The organism is Humibacter sp. (assembly GCF_051954055.1).
Classification (GTDB): Bacteria; Actinomycetota; Actinomycetes; order Actinomycetales; family Microbacteriaceae; genus Humibacter.
The window spans coordinates 180,062-194,551 of the sequence record NZ_JBQCIE010000092.1 but is presented as its reverse complement, the minus strand read 5'-3'; the positions used below and the strand labels follow the sequence as shown (position 1 = coordinate 194,551).

The following is a 14,490-nucleotide window of genomic DNA, read 5'->3' as shown; positions in this document are numbered from 1 at the left end:
CTCCTGGCAGTACGTGGCCGCGATGAGTCTTTGCATGCGGCTCAAAGACTCCTCACATCGTAGGCGGCGCCGCTTCTGGTGTTACTGAACAGCCACCGTGGCTTATGCGCGATTGAGGGGAGCGTCATGCGAGCTTGCTTGCGTGACCAACCCGATTGAGTGCGTGAGCGGCGAAGCCGCGATAGCACTAGGTCGCGCTCGTGGAAAGCCGGTGCGGCCCGCGCGCAGCCATCCCTAGCGTTGCCTTCGCACAAAGGAAAGGAGACGCCGATGAGCACGGACACCCACCTGTCGGGCGCCGAGAAGCCGCCCATGGATCCGAACACCTCGGAGGCCACCAAGCGACAGCTGGAGCTCGCCATCGGACAGGGCGACGCCTATCACAAGGCGGTCGAATACATGGTCGGCACCATCGCCAAGGGCGGGGGCATGCAGAAGAAGGGCGACTACCTGATCGGCTACGCGGTCGAGGATGCCGAGGGCATGTACAGCTTCGACGAGGGTGAGCTCACGTGGAACAACCCGAAGGAAGAGAACCAGCATCTCGAGATCGTTGTGTGCGACGGATCCGACGGCCGGTTCATCCCCGGCGTCTCGGTCACGGCGACCCTGGTGACACCAAGTGGCGAGGAGCTGGGACCGCACGACCAGGTGCTGGTGTGGCATCCGATGATCTATCACTACGCCCGGAACTGGATTCTGCCCGAGGACGGCGAATATGTACTGCGCGTGCACGTGGACCCGCCGACCTTCATGCGTCACGACGAGGTCAACGGTCGCCGGTTCACGGAACCCGTCGACGTGGAGTTCACCGGCGTGAAGATCGAGCGCGGCGCCGAGCCGGTGACTCCACCGGCCCAGTAGGCCCCGATTTTCGCCACCGCGTCCACCGTGCTAGGCTCGTCGATCGTGCCGCGGGGTGGAGCAGCTCGGTAGCTCGCTGGGCTCATAACCCAGAGGTCGTAGGTTCAAATCCTGCCCCCGCAACCAAATCAAGAAGGGCGTCCCGGAAGGGGCGCCCTTCTTGATTTCATTACGTGGGTGTGTGAATGAACCTGCCCGTAGGTGGGCCCCCACCGCCAGAGGCTCCGCACGCGGCGCAGCCGCGTGTGGAGGGGCGGTAGGGACAAATCCTGCCCCCGCAACCGCGAGGGTGGTCTTCTCTTTTCTCGCTGCCTCCAGAAACCGCTCGGACATCCCCGGTAGAGCCGGAGACCGTAGGGTGGGCCCATGCCGGATTCGGAAACGCTCGTCGCGGTCGCTGTCGCGCAATTCACGCCGGGGCCGGACCCTGTCCAGAACCTCGACACGATCGCGGGCCTCGCGTCGCAGGCGGCTCAGCGCGGCGCGCGGCTCGTCGTGTTTCCGGAGTACTCGTCGTACTTCGTCGATCCGGTCGACTCCCGCTTCCTCGCTCATGCGGAGCCGCTCGACGGTCCATTCACGAGTTCGCTCGCTCGGCTCGCAGACGAACTAGGCCTCACGATCGTCGCAGGCTTCGCCGAGCGCACGGATGACCCGCATCGCTTCTCCAACACCCTGACCGCGCTTGCACCTGGTTCGGGCATCCGTGCGGTGTATCGCAAGCAGCACCTGTACGACGCGTTCGGGGTTCGCGAGTCAGACGTCGTACAGCCCGGACCGCTCGAGGCACCGCAGCTCTTCGACGTCGAAGGTCTCACCGTAGGCCTGCAGACCTGTTACGACCTCCGGTTCCCCGAGATCACCCGCACCATCGTGGATGCGGGTGCCGACCTCGTGGTGGTGCCGAGCGAGTGGGTGCGCGGACCGCTCAAGGAGCATCACTGGCGCACGCTGATCACGGCGCGGGCGATCGAGAACACAGTGTTCGTCGCAGCGGCCGACCAGGTCGGTGGCGTCAGCATCGGCTCGAGCATCGTCGTCGATCCCATGGGTGTCGTGCTCGCGGACGCAGGAGAGCGCCCCGGTGTCGCACTCGCCTGGATCGACCGCAATCGCCTTACGGACGTGCGGGCGCTGAATCCCGCTCTCTCACTGCGCCGCTACGCGGTCGTGGCCAAGCCCTGACCCAACCGAGCCAACTGAGCCGCGGCTCGCTCGAGCACGTCGACTCGCTTGCAGAACGCGAAGCGCACGAGCGATGCGGCCTCCTCCCGCATCCCCGGCCCGCAGAACGCGCTGATCGGCACGCCGACCACGCCGGCGAGTGACGGCAGCTCGCGGCAGAAGGCGATGGCATCCGTGTAGCCGAGCGGAGCGGCGTCCGCCACGACGAAGTACGAGCCGTGTGAGGCGAAGACGCCGAACCCGGCGCTCTCCAGACCGGCCGAGAGCAGGTCGCGTTTCGCGGCCAGGGTCGCCGCGATCTCGGTGAAGAAGGAGTCGGGCATCCGCAGTCCAGCAGCGATCGCCGGTTGGAAGGGTGCGCCGTTCACATAGGTGAGGAACTGCTTGACCGCGGTGATCGCCGTTACGAGAGCCGGGGGAGCGATCAGCCAGCCGATCTTCCAACCGGTCGTGTTGAACGTCTTGCCGCCCGACGAGATCGTCACCGTGCGATCCCGTCCGCCGGGCAGTGTGGCGATCGGGATGTGCGGGCGATCGAACGTCAGGTGCTCGTACACCTCGTCGGTCACGATGACGGCGTCGTGCGCGTGCGCGAGCTCGACGATGGTCTCGAGCGTCTCTCGTCCGAACACCGCACCAGTCGGGTTGTGCGGATCGTTCACCAGGATAACCCTGGTCCGGTCAGTCACCGCCGTCCGCAGCTCATCGAGATCCGGTTCGAAGTCCGGCGCCCGCAGCGGCACCGCGCGATGCACTCCGCCGGCCAGGGCAATGATCGCCCCGTACGAGTCGTAGAACGGCTCGAACGTGACGACCTCGTCACCGTCCTGCAGCAGAGCGAGCAGCGTCGCGGCGATCGCCTCGGTCGCTCCGGCCGTCACCAACACTTCGCGATCCGGGTCGACGCTCAGCCCGTAGAAACGCTGCTGATGCTCGGCGATCGCCTCGCGCAGCACGGGCATCCCGATTCCCGGCGGGTACTGGTTAACACCGTCACGGATGCTCCGCACCGCGACGTCGAGCACCTCGGCCGGTCCGTCCTCGTCCGGGAAGCCCTGCCCGAGGTTGATCGCTCCGGTTCGCGTCGCCAGCGCACTCATCTCGGCGAAGATCGTCGCCGACACCGCGCCCTCCGCACTCAGGAGCCCAGCCCCGTGTGCAGCCCGCTGCCAGTTTCCGGGAATCAACGCCGTCATCGTTCCTCCGCCTCGTCGTGCAGGGTCTTGTCATCACCGCAACCGTGCCTCTCACGGTAGTGCGCCGGTCGGTGCGGTGCCTGCGGTCGACCGGCGACCGATGAGCGGATGCGGCTGTGGATAACGCCTGCCCTGAGTCGCGTCGTGCCCTACGGTTGTCCCCATGTCACTGCGCCGATGGATGCCGGCAGCGGCCATCGCCGCGCTCCTCGCGCTCCCGCTCGCCGCGTGCACTCCCGCGCAGCCGATGCCGACACCCACGCCGACGTCCGCTCGCACACCTCTCTTCGCATCGGACGAGGAGGCGCTGAAGGCAGCGACGGATGCCTATGCCGCGTACCTCAAGATGTCGGACACGATCTCGCACGATGGAGGAGCGAACCCGGAACGCATCAAGCCGTATGTGACGCGAAGCCAATATCAGCGCGAGCTAAAGGGGTTCGATTCGTTTCGCACCCATGAGGTGCACACGACCGGACAAACGGCCTTTGACTCCTTGGAGATCGCAAAGGTAACGGGGCCCTCAATCGATGCGTATGTCTGCGTCGACACGCACGACGTCCGAGTCATTGGTAAGAATGGCGACGACATCTCGCCTTCGGGTCGCCCGGTTCGAATGCCGTTTGAAGTTGGCTTCCAGGCCGACAGCCATGGCAAAGCGCTGCTATCTCGGAGCGAGACGTGGTCGGGCAAAAACTTCTGCTAGTCGGTGCGCTTTCTGCGGCCCTGGTGTTGCCCGCGACCGCCCACGAGGATGCAAGCTGCACTGCTGCTGAGTGGGCGGCAGGCCTCTGCTCCACCGGCTCCATCTCCGGTGACCATGTCGACGTTGGCGCGAGCGGCGGCTCCGACGGCAACAGCGGTGGCAACGGCGCATCCGACGACGAGGCATCCGACGACACGAACGCTGCGGCCCCCGCGGCGGGCAATCCCTGTCCACCTGGGGCCGCCTGCGCTGGGAACATCGCTGTGCAGGTTCAGGGCGTCACGATGTCGGCTCTGGCCTCGTTCTATCCTCAGAAGCCCACGATCTTCGGCGAGCCGAACGGCTGGGCGATCATCGGACTTGATGCCAACTTCGTGTCCAGCGCGGCGCAGCACACGGCGTCCGGATCCCTCGTCGGACAGCCCGCGACCGTGCGCTTCACACCGGTGCGCTTCCTGTGGGACTACGGTGACGGCGCACGCGTTTCGACCGCGACAGGCGGCGCGACATGGCGGTCGCTCGGCGTTCCGGAGTTCAGCCCGACGCCCACCAGCCACGTCTACACGGCAGGCGGCAGCTACGGCGTGGCCCTGACCGTCGAATACTCGGCGCAATATCGGATCGGAGGCGGGCCATGGCAAGACGTGCCGGGTACGCTGAGGCTGTCCGCGCCGACGTTCACGGTGATCGCCGCCGACGCGAAGACCGTGCTGGTGCAGCGCAACTGCCAGGCCGACCCGCGAGGACCGGGCTGCTGACGCGCAGATGTTGTGACATCCGGATCGCGGTGCGCGGCCACGGCGCGGCGGTCAACCGCTCATGCCGCTCCCATGGGATTGTTCTAGTCCGTTCACAGATTGCCCATAATCCATGCCCAGCATGAAAGCGGATGCTTGAAGTGCTTGGAAGGAGCACCACAGATGACCGACACACCGAAGGATCCCGCGGAGACGCCGGAGACGGCACCGCAGCAGCCGCCCGCGCAGGACTCGGTTGCCGACTCGGCGCAGGCCGCCGAGCACACCTCCGACGCGCAGCCTGCAGCGGAGCAGCCTCCTGCGGAGCAGGCCGCGGCAGCCCAGCCCGCCTCTGAGCAGGCCGCGCCAGAGCAGCCCGCGCACGACACGCAGGCCAACCAGACCCAGCCGACGGAGCAGCTGCCGCCGTACAACGCGGCCCCGCCGGCACCGCATCAGCCTGACCAGGGCTCGCAGAACCCTTATGCGCAGCAGGGCTACCACTACGGTCAGCAGCCCGGCTACCCCCAGCAGCCCGGCCACTACCAGTACGCAGGGCAGCAGAGCGGTCAGCAGCCGCCCCAGCACGGAGCATTCGGGCAGCCCACCTACGCGGGCCAGCAGCCCTACGCCACCCAGCAGCAGGAGGCGTCGAAGCCGGCCAAGCAGAAGGACGGCAAGGGCAACCGCGCCGGGCTCCTGATCACCGGATTCGTGCTCGCAGGTCTCCTCGGTGGGGGCGTAGGCGCCGGCGTCGTGGGGATCTACGCGGCGAACTCGAACACGGGCAGGCCGGTGGCATCCACGGGCGCGACCAACGTCACGGTGAATGATCCGCAGACCGCCACGAACGTCACGGCCGTGGCGTCGAAGGTGAGCCCGAGCGTGGTCACCATCAACGTCTCGGGCAGCCAGGAGGCTGGCACCGGGTCAGGCGTGATCCTCAGTTCGGATGGCTACATCCTGACGAACACGCACGTGGTCACCTTGGATGGGTCGACCGGTAACCCGACGGTGAGTGTGACGACGAACGACGGCAAGATCTACAAGGCGAAGGTGGTCGGCACCGACCCGGTGCTCGACCTTGCGGTGATCAAGCTGCAGAACGCCAGTGGTCTCACCCCTGTCACGTTCGCGAACTCGGACAAGGTGAACGTCGGCGACCAGACGATCGCGATCGGCGCCCCGCTCGGCCTGTCCGGCACGGTGACCAACGGCATCGTGAGTTCGCTGAACCGCAGCATCTCGATCGCGTCGTCCGCCGCCCCGAAGCAGGACCAGCAGGACCAGGGCGGCAACAGCCCGTTCAACTTCTGGAACTTCGACCAGAACGGCGGCGGCAGCAGCGGCAAGTCGTCGGCGCAGAGCACGATCTCGCTCCCCGTCATCCAGACGGATGCCGCCATCAACCCTGGCAACTCCGGCGGCCCCCTGCTCAACGGCAAGGGCCAGGTGATGGGCATCAACGTCGCGATCGCGAGCGCGAACTCGTCGAGCGACTCGAGCGGTCAGTCCGGAAGCATCGGCGTCGGCTTCGCCATCCCGTCGAACGTTGCGCAGCGCGTCGCGAACGACATCATCAAGGACGGCAAGGCGACGAGCGGTCTGCTCGGCGCGACCGTCACCGACTCGACGTCGGACAGCAACGCGACGACGGTCGGTGCGCTGATCAAGTCGGTCAGCTCCGGTGGTGCGGCGGCGAACGCGGGCCTGAAGGCCGGTGACATCGTCACCAACTTCAACGGCAAGCCGATCACCGACTCCACCGACCTCACCGCGCAGGTTCGCGCGCTGGCCGGTGGCAGCAAGGCCACCCTCACCTACGACCGAGGCGGCCAGACCCAGCAGGTCGACGTCACACTCGGCACCCTGTCCACTGACTGAGGACCATACCTCCTGCCGCCGGTTGAGCAGGTCGAAACCACTCCGTACACACGGTTTCGGCCAGCTCGACCGGCGGTCGTGTGTCTCTTGCTCGCTCAGCGTCCTTTCCGGTCGCTGATAGGCTGAGCCGACGGTTCGACGAGCGGATGTGATGGGCGAAGCCAGCAGTTCAGGCGCCGAAAGCGCCCTCGACAGGGCGGGTGCACTCCCAGGTGTCTCGTACGTGATGCCGGTGCTGAACGAAGCGCCGTACGTGCGCGCCGCGGTCGAGCGTCTTCTGGCTCAGGACTACCAGGGCCCCTACGACATCACGCTCGCGGTCGGCCCCAGCACCGATGGCACGGAGCAGGTTCTCGAACAGCTGTCGCGCGAGCATCCGAACGTGCGCGTCGTGCCCAATCCGGCCGCATCCACGTCCGCCGGGCTCAACGCGGCGATCAGGGCATCCTCGTATCCGGTCGTGGTGCGCGTCGACGCCCACTCGCTGCTGCCGCCGGACTATACCCGCGTCGCTGTTGAGACGCTGCAGCGGACGGGCGCCGACAACGTCGGCGGACTGATGGATGCCCGCGGCACGACCCCGTTCGAGAAGGCCGTCGCCCGGGCCTACCGTTCGCGCATCGGCCTCGGCGGCACGCAGCACCACGTCGGCGGCAAGGAAGGGCCGGCGCAGACGGCGTACCTCGGCTCGTTCCGCCGTGACCGCCTCGAAGCGGCGGGACTCTTCGACGAGGCGGTGCGACGCGGCCAGGACTGGGAGCTCAACCGTCGTCTGCGGGCGGCGGGCGGAATCGTGTGGTTCACTCCGCGACTGGTGGTGACGTATCAGCCGCGGTCGAGCATCCGATCGCTCGTCAACCAGTTCTTCGCCACGGGCATGTGGCGAGGCGAACTCGTGCGCCGCTTCCCTTCGGCGAACTCGTTGCGCTACCTTGCACCGCCGGTGCTCGTCGTTCTGCTCGCGGCCGCCATCATCGTAGGGCTGCTCGGCATTGCAGGGCTGATCATCGGCGCACCGCTCGGCTGGCTCACCCTCGCGTTCGCCGTGCCGGTGCTTTACCTGCTGTTCGTCCTCGCTGCGGCGTTCGCCATCGGCTCCCGAGACGGGGCCGCCGCTATGCTGCGATTCGTCATCGTCGTTCCGACGATCCACCTGAGCTGGGGCGTCGGCTTCATCGGGGGCTTCTTCGAGCTGTCGCACGACCTGCACAGCCGATCCGGGAGGTAGTGTGTCGGCTTCGGATTCCTATCGCCGGCCGGCGTCGATCGCTCAGCTGCGCGAGGTGACGCAGCCGCCCGAGGTGCGGCAGCGGCGCAACGCCGAGCACTGGACGGCGCACCTCTACCTGCGCGACATCTCGCCGTACCTCACCTGGAGCCTGCTGAAGACGCGCATCAGCGCGAACGGTGTGACCGGGTTCATGATCCTGAGCGGATGGCTCACCGCCGCTGCCCTGCTCATCCCCGGTTTCTGGGGAGCATTGATCGCCGTCGTGCTCGGCCAGCTGCAGATGCTGTTCGACTGCTGTGACGGCGAGGTGGCCAGGTGGCGCAACAGCTCATCGCCCGCGGGGCACTTTCTGGATGCCGTCGGCCACTACTCCACGGAGACGTTCATTGCGATCGTGCTCGGTCTGCGAGCGGCCGGTTGGCCGTTCCAGACGCCTGATGACTACCTGTGGACGACGCTCGGCTTCGCGCTCGCCCTCGTGCTCGTGCTCAACAAGGCGCTGAACGACCTCACCCGGGTAGCGCGCGCCTATGCCGGTCTGCCGCGGCTGGGCAACGCCGAGGCGGATGCTGCCCCGCAGCATCGCCTCATCGCGGTGGCCCGCCGTGCGGTGAAGTTCTTCCCGTTCCATCGGATGTTCCACTCGGTGGAGCTCACGCTGCTCACGTTCGTCGTCGCCGTGATCGCTCTCTTCACGGGTTCGCCTGTCACGGAGCGGGTCTACCTCGTCGTCCTGCTCGCATTCGCGATCCTGGCGCTGATCGGTCACTTCCTGGCGATCATGAGCTCCAAGCGGCTCAAGTCATGAGCTCCGGCGTGCCCACGGTCGGTGTCGTCGTGCTGACGCAGGGAACGCGACCGGAAGAGCTCTCGCGCGCACTGGCATCCGTGCTCGCTCAGCGCGATGTCGAGGTGGACATCGTCTGTGTGGGAAACGGGTGGCAGCCGACCGGTCTGCCGGGCGGCGTGAAGGGGCTGGGACTGCCCGAGAACCTCGGCATTCCGGCTGGCCGCAACGCCGGCGTGCCGGAGACCACGGGCGAGTTCCTGTTCTTCCTGGACGACGACGAGTACGTCGAGTCCGAGACGTTCCTGGCGGATGCGATTGCCCGCTTCCGTGCCGATCGCACGATCGGAGTGCTCCAACCACGGGTGCGCACGATCGACGACTCCGTGCCACCGCGCCGTTGGGTTCCTCGCATGCGCAAGGGCGATCCGGCCCGGCCGAGCGCCGTCTTCTCGCTCGTCGAGGGCGCCATCGTGATGCCGCGGAGCGTGTTCGAGACGGCAGGCGGATGGGCCGGCCCGTTCTTCTACGCGCACGAGGGCATCGAGCTCGCATGGCGCGTGTGGGATCAGGGCAGGCGTGCCTGGTACGCAGGCGATCTCGAGGCGAGGCATCCCAACGTGCCCACGACCAGGCACACGGACTTCTACTGGCGCAACGCCCGGAACCGGGTGTGGGTGGCGAGGCGCAACCTGCCCGCCGTGCTCGCACCGGTGTATGTCGCGACCTGGACGGCCGTGCAGCTTCTGCGCGGCGCTCGCAATCCGAAGACGCTGCGCCCGTGGTTCGCCGGCTGGGCGGCCGGCTGGCGGAACGACCCGGGGGAGCGGCGCCCGCTCCGCTGGCGCACGGTGTGGCGGATGACTCTGGCGGGCCGCCCTCCGGTGGTCTGACTGCACGACGGTCCGGCTCGCGGGTTGAGTAGCGCGTCGCGTAGCGGCGCGCGTATCGAAACCCGCTCTACTCGGTCACGACCAACTCGGCGTCATCGGCAGCGTTCTCGCTGACCGCCACGTCCAGCCCCGCAGGGAACGCCTGCGGCAGCGATCGGAACGCGATGTGCGCCGAGTGGACGACCCTTGATCCCGTGATGCGGTTTCCCGCTCCGCCCACGACGGCCCCGACCCCGAACGGAAGCGCCTTGCCGAGGACGCTCGCCGTCCCTGTCGTCGCGAGCCGTTTCGCCGCTGCCGACTGCAGGCGTTGCACGAGTGGGCCGATGACCACGCGGGGGATGCTGTTGGACACAACCTGCCGCCAGTACACCTCGCGCGTGACCTCCTTCTCGGTCAGCTCGCGGCCCCATTGACGAACGAGGTTGGAGCCCTCCTTGCCGAGCATGAGCGCCAGCACCAAGGCACGGGCGCGTTCCGGATCGTCGACCGGCAGGCCGTGCAGTTCGGCGATGGACTGCGCGAACAGTGCCGTTGCCTCCAAGAACGCGGCCGTCTCCACCGCCGAGAGCGCCAGCGTGGTGACCGTCCCTACGGCCGGGATGACGGCCGTCGTCCCGACCGCTGCGCCGCTCGTCGTGACGGCGGCCAGGTAACGGCGGCCGACGAGGTACGCGACCTCGTCGGGCGTGGCATCCGGATGCCTGCGCCTGATGCTCCGCAGGTGCGCCAGCACGACCGGTCGCTGCACAGCGAGAAAGCGGTCGACGCCTCGATTGATGCGGGTCGGAATGGTGACACCGCGAGTTGTGCTCGTGCCGGTGACACCGACGAACGGCTTGACCTTCTTCGAGCGAGCCATGCATTCGAGTCTAGGGACGGCGCACATTCCCCACGCCGCATAGGAATGCCTGGAACCGCCGCCATGGCCGGATTCTCCTATGCTGGCCGGGTGCCTCGCCTGATCACCCAGAACGACTTCGACGACGTGCGCCTTCGCGCCGATCGAGTGGACGGCTCCATCGCCGAGACACTGCGTGCGTGGGCGACGGAGCCCGACCGCTTCCGGCTCGCAGACGACGTCTCCCGTGCGGCCGTGCTCATCGAGGCGGGGGAGGATTACGGCTACGCCGGCAATCACGTCGAGGCCTTGCGCATGTACGAGGCGGCCCGCGACGACGGCGGTCCCGCCTACGTCGATCCTCGCGCGCTGATCGTGCAGGCGCTCTATCAGGGTGGCCAGACGGATGCCGCACTCGAGCTCGCGGACGTCCTGCGCAAGGAGTCGCCCCGCCTGGTCAACACGTTCCTGGTTCTCGGCGGCCTCTTCGAACTCGTCGACGAGTTCAAGCAGGCTCAACGCTGGTACTCGATGGGCATCCGCGCCATGGACAGCGGCAACGTGCCCGGTACCGAGTCGCAGTACGAGTCGATGCTGATCGGCCGTGCGCGAGTCCGCTCAGAGCTCGGTCTGCCACAGGACACCCTCGACGACGCGGCCGAGATCATCATCGAACGCTACGCGACCGAGCTCGAGTCCGAGGAATAGCGGTGCCCCGCACTCTTGAGCGGAAGGGACCGGGCACGAACACTCTGGATGCGAACGCTTCCCGATTCGTAGACAAGAAGGCGTGGTCGAGCCGTACTCCAACGCCGCAGGCGTCTTTGGAAAGCGGCTGCGCGCCATCCGCACCGGGCTGGCGCTGAGCCAGGAAGAGGTTGCGCACCTCGCGGAAATCCACCCGACCAACTACGGCAAGCTCGAACGAGGCCGAGCGAACCCGAACATGGAGACGATCATTCGCATCTCCACCGTTCTCGGAATCGAGCCGGGCGAGCTGCTGCATGGGCTGACGACTGCGGACTATCCGGGCCGCCACCACAACGTGACCGCCAAGGAGTGGCTCGAAGCGCGCGAACGGATGCGCTGAGGCCAGGTCAGAAGCTCGCGCGCCACAGGTACTCGTCGCCGTTCGTTCGGTGCCAACGCACGACCAGCACCGTCGAGCGTGCGAGGTCGTGGCCGTGGATCGGGATCTCGGCTACCGCGCCGGGTTCAAGCGTGATTGGTGCCTGCACAGGCATGCTGCCAGCCCCGAGGAGTGAGAAGCGCACACCGGTGAGCGTCTCGAGGCTGGCGTTGCGGAGCCGGTAGCGCGGGGGAGTGCTGCGATCGAAGGCGAACGGGACGGGGTACGCGAGGGTCGAGTCGTCGGAGGTCTCGTCGGGTCGAGTCGTGGTCATGCGGGCAGGCTAGGCGGGGCATCCGACGCGCCGGCATCCACTGTGGATGACGTGCGCGGCAAGTCCGCTGTGGACGGAGAGAGCCGCCCTGGCGAGGCGTCAGGCGCCGTAGTCGCTGTTGTAGCGAGCGAGTACCGAGTCGATGTCGGAGTCGAGCGCGAGCCCATGGTCGTTCAGATAGAGGCCGCGCGTGCAGAACCGCCGGATCTCCTTCTCGTTGTGCGAGACGAAGAACATCGTGCGGCCCTGGGCGAGCATCTCCTCGATGCGCTTGTAACACTTCTCGCGGAACATGCGGTCACCCACCGCGAGCACCTCGTCCACGATGAGGATCGGCTCGTCGAGCTGAGTGATCACGGCGAACGCGATGCGCACCTTCATGCCGCTCGAGAGGTGCTTGTACGGCGTATCCAGGAAGTTGCCGATGTCGGCGAACCCGGTGATGTCGTCGAACCGCTCGTCGATCTCCGTCTTCGACATGCCGTGCAGGCCGGCCGTCAGATACACGTTGTCGCGAACGCTGAGGTCGTCGACGAAGCCGCCGGTGATCTCGATCAGCGGTGCCGTTCCCGCCTTCACCTCGACGGTCCCTTCGTCGGGCAGGATGACGCCGGCCACCAGCTTGAGCAGTGTCGACTTGCCCTGACCATTGCGTCCGACAACCCCGACCGCTTCACCCGCCGGGACGGCGAACGACACATGCCGCAGGGCCCAGAACTCGTCCGGCTTCGCACGCCGTTGCCGGGACGAGAACAGGTCTTTGAAGCTGCGGCGTGACGAACGATTCCTCTTGAACCGGATGCCGACATCCGTCGCTTCGATCATCGTCCCGGTAGTGGTCGAGGTCGTCATCACATCTCCTTCAGCACGCTGCGGATCGTGCGGGAGTAGACCAACCAGCCGATGATCAGGAAGATCACGCTGCCGATCGCGGAACTGAGAACCAGGTCCCAGTGGAGGTCGCCAGGGAAGAACGCCGAGTGATAGATGCCGAAAAGCCCCACCAGCGGGTTGATGTCGGAGAACACCTTGAAGATGGGAAAGTCCTTCGGCACAGCGGTGGCCGGGTAGAGCACCGCGGACACGTAGAAGAGCAGGCGCAGCAGGAGCTTGACCACGCGCTCGAGGTCACGGAAGAACATCACGAGGGGCGCGATCAGCAGTCCGAGGCCGACAAGCAGCACCGCCTGGATGAGGAGCGCCAACGGCATGAGCGCGAGCTGCCAATGCACGTGCGCCCCGGTGACGATCACGAAGAACGCCAGCACGGGCAGCGAGAACAGGTACTCGATGCCCTTGCTCAGCACGATCCGGTTGATCCAGATCGTGCGCGGGATGGCTACGGACCTGATGAGCTTGGCGTCGCGGCTGTACGCCCTCGTGAAGTCCGACACGGCGCCGTTGAACCACGTCCAGGGCAACATACCGGAGAGGAGGAAGACGATGTACGGGTCTTCGGTGACACCGCCGCGCTGGAAGATCACGGTGAACACCAGGTAGTAGATCCCCGCCATCAGCAGCGGGTCGAGGATCGACCACAGGTAGCCGAGGGCGTTCGTCGCGTAGCGCACGTGCAGGTCGCGCTTGGTCAGCAACCAGAGCGAATGCCGGTAGCGGCCGACCGGCGACCGCTGAATACGCTCGGTCGGTCGCGCGGCGGCAGAGATCGTCACCCCACGATCGTAGCGACGACCGGCTGAGCAGAAGACGGATGCCGCCGACCGAGCGGGTCGACGGCATCCGTCAAACGTTGGTGAAGCCGGCTCACACGAAGAGGTTCGCGCGCTCCAGGTCTTCAGCGAAGTCGATCTCGACCGCGTACAGGTCGGAGATGTCGATGGGCTCCACGAGCATCCCGTCGTGTTGGATGGCCAGCTCCAGACCGCGCTCGAAGTAGTCCTGGTCATCGACGCGCTGCAGGTGGTGCAGCAGTGCGGCCTTGTCGTGGCTGGAGACGTAGTTGATGCCCACAGCCTCGCCGAGCCCGCCCTTGACGGTCTTCGACAGCTTCTCGATGTAGCCCTCCGCGCCGGTGGTGTACTTGACCTCTTCGTCTGAGACCTTGGCGGTGTTCACCGTCACGAACGACTGGTCGCGAGCGATCGCGGCGGCGGCACGCACGAGCACGCCCGGATCGAAGACGACGTCGCCATTCATCCAGAGCACGCCACCATTGCCGCTCGACTTGAGCGCACGCATGAGGCTCTTCGACGTGTTGGTCTGGTCGTACTGCTCGTTGTAGACGAAGGATGCGTCGGGGAACGCCTCGACGATGTGCTCGAGCTTGTAGCCGACGACGATGGTGACCTTGACCTTCGGCCCGAACGCCGCGTGGATGTTGTCGAACTGCTGCTGCATGATCGTCCGGCCGTCGCTGAGCTCCGTCAGCGGCTTCGGCAGCGAACGCCCGAGCCGACTGCCCATACCGGCCGCGAGAATCACGACCTGCGGTGCGTTGGTCACGTTTCGTCTCCTGTCATTCGTGCGCATAGTCGACCCCCCATGAGTTGAACTGTGTGACGTGCGGATGACAGCCGATCGGCGGTGAATCTTGAGATGCGTTTCCGTGCCGACCGCTTCCGTTCACCGAAGTGTCACTGATGCGTGTGTGCAAAAGACACCGCGTTGTGCCGAAATCGAATCTACCGGTCTGAAGGGCCCCAAATGCGGGGTGTTGCCGTTTCGTGATCGTTTTATGGGAGTGCTCTTAGAAAAGCGAATGTCGCCCGGGTGCCGGAATCCTTGCGGGTCCCAGGAAGCGAC

16 protein-coding genes and 1 tRNA gene are annotated in these 14,490 nt (G+C 66.5%); 11 read left to right on the top strand and 6 right to left on the bottom strand.

Annotated features, from left to right (window positions below; genetic code table 11):
- The first annotated feature begins 270 nt into the window (after positions 1 to 270).
- The 3 genes from ACTHNC_RS10805 (at position 271) to ACTHNC_RS10795 (ending at position 2,049) form a co-directional block, all read left to right on the top strand.
- Positions 271 to 864 carry an iron transporter gene (locus tag ACTHNC_RS10805; protein ID WP_440294600.1) on the top strand — a complete coding sequence of 198 codons (594 nt, stop codon included), beginning with the start codon at positions 271 to 273 and terminating at the stop codon, positions 862 to 864.
- 49 nt (positions 865 to 913) lie between these two features.
- A tRNA-Met gene (locus ACTHNC_RS10800) sits at positions 914 to 990 on the top strand.
- Positions 991 to 1,230: 240 nt separating this feature from the next.
- A complete protein-coding gene (locus ACTHNC_RS10795) occupies positions 1,231 to 2,049 on the top strand; it encodes a carbon-nitrogen hydrolase family protein (protein WP_440294599.1) in 819 nt (272 codons plus the stop codon).
- Here the strand turns inward: ACTHNC_RS10795 and ACTHNC_RS10790 are convergent.
- Positions 2,025 to 3,245 carry a pyridoxal phosphate-dependent aminotransferase gene (locus ACTHNC_RS10790; RefSeq protein WP_440294598.1) on the bottom strand — a complete coding sequence of 407 codons (1,221 nt, stop codon included), beginning with the start codon at positions 3,243 to 3,245 and terminating at the stop codon, positions 2,025 to 2,027. The two genes, ACTHNC_RS10795 and ACTHNC_RS10790, sit on opposite strands and share 25 nt — an antisense overlap.
- Positions 3,246 to 3,408: 163 nt before the next feature.
- On the opposite strand from ACTHNC_RS10790, the gene ACTHNC_RS10785 reads away from it, so the two are divergent.
- The 6 genes from ACTHNC_RS10785 to ACTHNC_RS10760 all read left to right on the top strand — a co-directional run bounded on the left by ACTHNC_RS10785 (position 3,409) and on the right by ACTHNC_RS10760 (position 9,483).
- Positions 3,409 to 3,951, top strand: a complete 543-nt coding sequence (locus ACTHNC_RS10785; RefSeq protein WP_440294597.1) for a hypothetical protein — start codon at positions 3,409 to 3,411, stop codon at positions 3,949 to 3,951.
- Entirely contained in the window at positions 3,927 to 4,709 is a 783-nt protein-coding gene (locus ACTHNC_RS10780) for a hypothetical protein (protein ID WP_440294596.1), read from the top strand. Before ACTHNC_RS10785 ends, ACTHNC_RS10780 begins: the two co-directional genes overlap by 25 nt.
- A gap of 162 nt (positions 4,710 to 4,871) precedes the next feature.
- On the top strand, positions 4,872 to 6,572 hold the full coding sequence (locus ACTHNC_RS10775) for a trypsin-like peptidase domain-containing protein (RefSeq protein ID WP_440294595.1): 1,701 nt from the start codon (positions 4,872 to 4,874) through the stop codon (positions 6,570 to 6,572).
- A 151-nt stretch (positions 6,573 to 6,723) separates the two neighbouring features.
- A complete protein-coding gene (locus tag ACTHNC_RS10770) occupies positions 6,724 to 7,800 on the top strand; it encodes a glycosyltransferase family 2 protein (protein ID WP_440294594.1) in 1,077 nt (358 codons plus the stop codon).
- 1 nt (position 7,801) lies between these two features.
- A complete protein-coding gene (locus tag ACTHNC_RS10765) occupies positions 7,802 to 8,611 on the top strand; it encodes a CDP-alcohol phosphatidyltransferase family protein (RefSeq protein ID WP_440294593.1) in 810 nt (269 codons plus the stop codon).
- Positions 8,608 to 9,483 (top strand): glycosyltransferase family 2 protein, encoded by an 876-nt coding sequence (locus ACTHNC_RS10760; protein ID WP_440294592.1) that lies wholly within the window; start codon positions 8,608 to 8,610, stop codon positions 9,481 to 9,483. The genes ACTHNC_RS10765 and ACTHNC_RS10760 overlap by 4 nt, the downstream gene beginning before the upstream one ends.
- A gap of 67 nt (positions 9,484 to 9,550) precedes the next feature.
- Here the strand turns inward: ACTHNC_RS10760 and ACTHNC_RS10755 are convergent, their stop codons facing one another.
- Complete coding sequence (locus ACTHNC_RS10755) at positions 9,551 to 10,345, bottom strand: hypothetical protein (RefSeq protein ID WP_440294591.1); 795 nt, start codon at positions 10,343 to 10,345, stop codon at positions 9,551 to 9,553.
- Positions 10,346 to 10,435: 90 nt separating this feature from the next.
- On the opposite strand from ACTHNC_RS10755, the gene ACTHNC_RS10750 reads away from it, so the two are divergent.
- Positions 10,436 to 11,032, top strand: a complete 597-nt coding sequence (locus tag ACTHNC_RS10750; protein WP_440294590.1) for a tetratricopeptide repeat protein — start codon at positions 10,436 to 10,438, stop codon at positions 11,030 to 11,032.
- An 82-nt stretch (positions 11,033 to 11,114) separates the two neighbouring features.
- On the top strand, positions 11,115 to 11,414 hold the full coding sequence (locus ACTHNC_RS10745; protein ID WP_440294589.1) for a helix-turn-helix domain-containing protein: 300 nt from the start codon (positions 11,115 to 11,117) through the stop codon (positions 11,412 to 11,414).
- Between the two features lie 7 nt (positions 11,415 to 11,421).
- Here the strand turns inward: ACTHNC_RS10745 and ACTHNC_RS10740 are convergent, their stop codons facing one another.
- From ACTHNC_RS10740 to ACTHNC_RS10725, 4 genes are all read right to left on the bottom strand, one after another.
- Entirely contained in the window at positions 11,422 to 11,727 is a 306-nt protein-coding gene (locus ACTHNC_RS10740) for a hypothetical protein (protein ID WP_440294588.1), read from the bottom strand.
- A 99-nt stretch (positions 11,728 to 11,826) separates the two neighbouring features.
- Positions 11,827 to 12,579, bottom strand: coding sequence for an ABC transporter ATP-binding protein (locus ACTHNC_RS10735; RefSeq protein ID WP_440294587.1), 753 nt, complete (start codon positions 12,577 to 12,579; stop codon positions 11,827 to 11,829).
- Positions 12,579 to 13,400: an ABC transporter permease gene (locus ACTHNC_RS10730; protein ID WP_440294586.1), complete on the bottom strand. Its 822-nt coding sequence runs from the start codon at positions 13,398 to 13,400 to the stop codon at positions 12,579 to 12,581. The genes ACTHNC_RS10735 and ACTHNC_RS10730 overlap by 1 nt, the downstream gene beginning before the upstream one ends.
- Positions 13,401 to 13,491: 91 nt before the next feature.
- A complete protein-coding gene (locus ACTHNC_RS10725; protein ID WP_440294585.1) occupies positions 13,492 to 14,190 on the bottom strand; it encodes an NTP transferase domain-containing protein in 699 nt (232 codons plus the stop codon).
- Positions 14,191 to 14,490 lie beyond the last annotated feature (300 nt).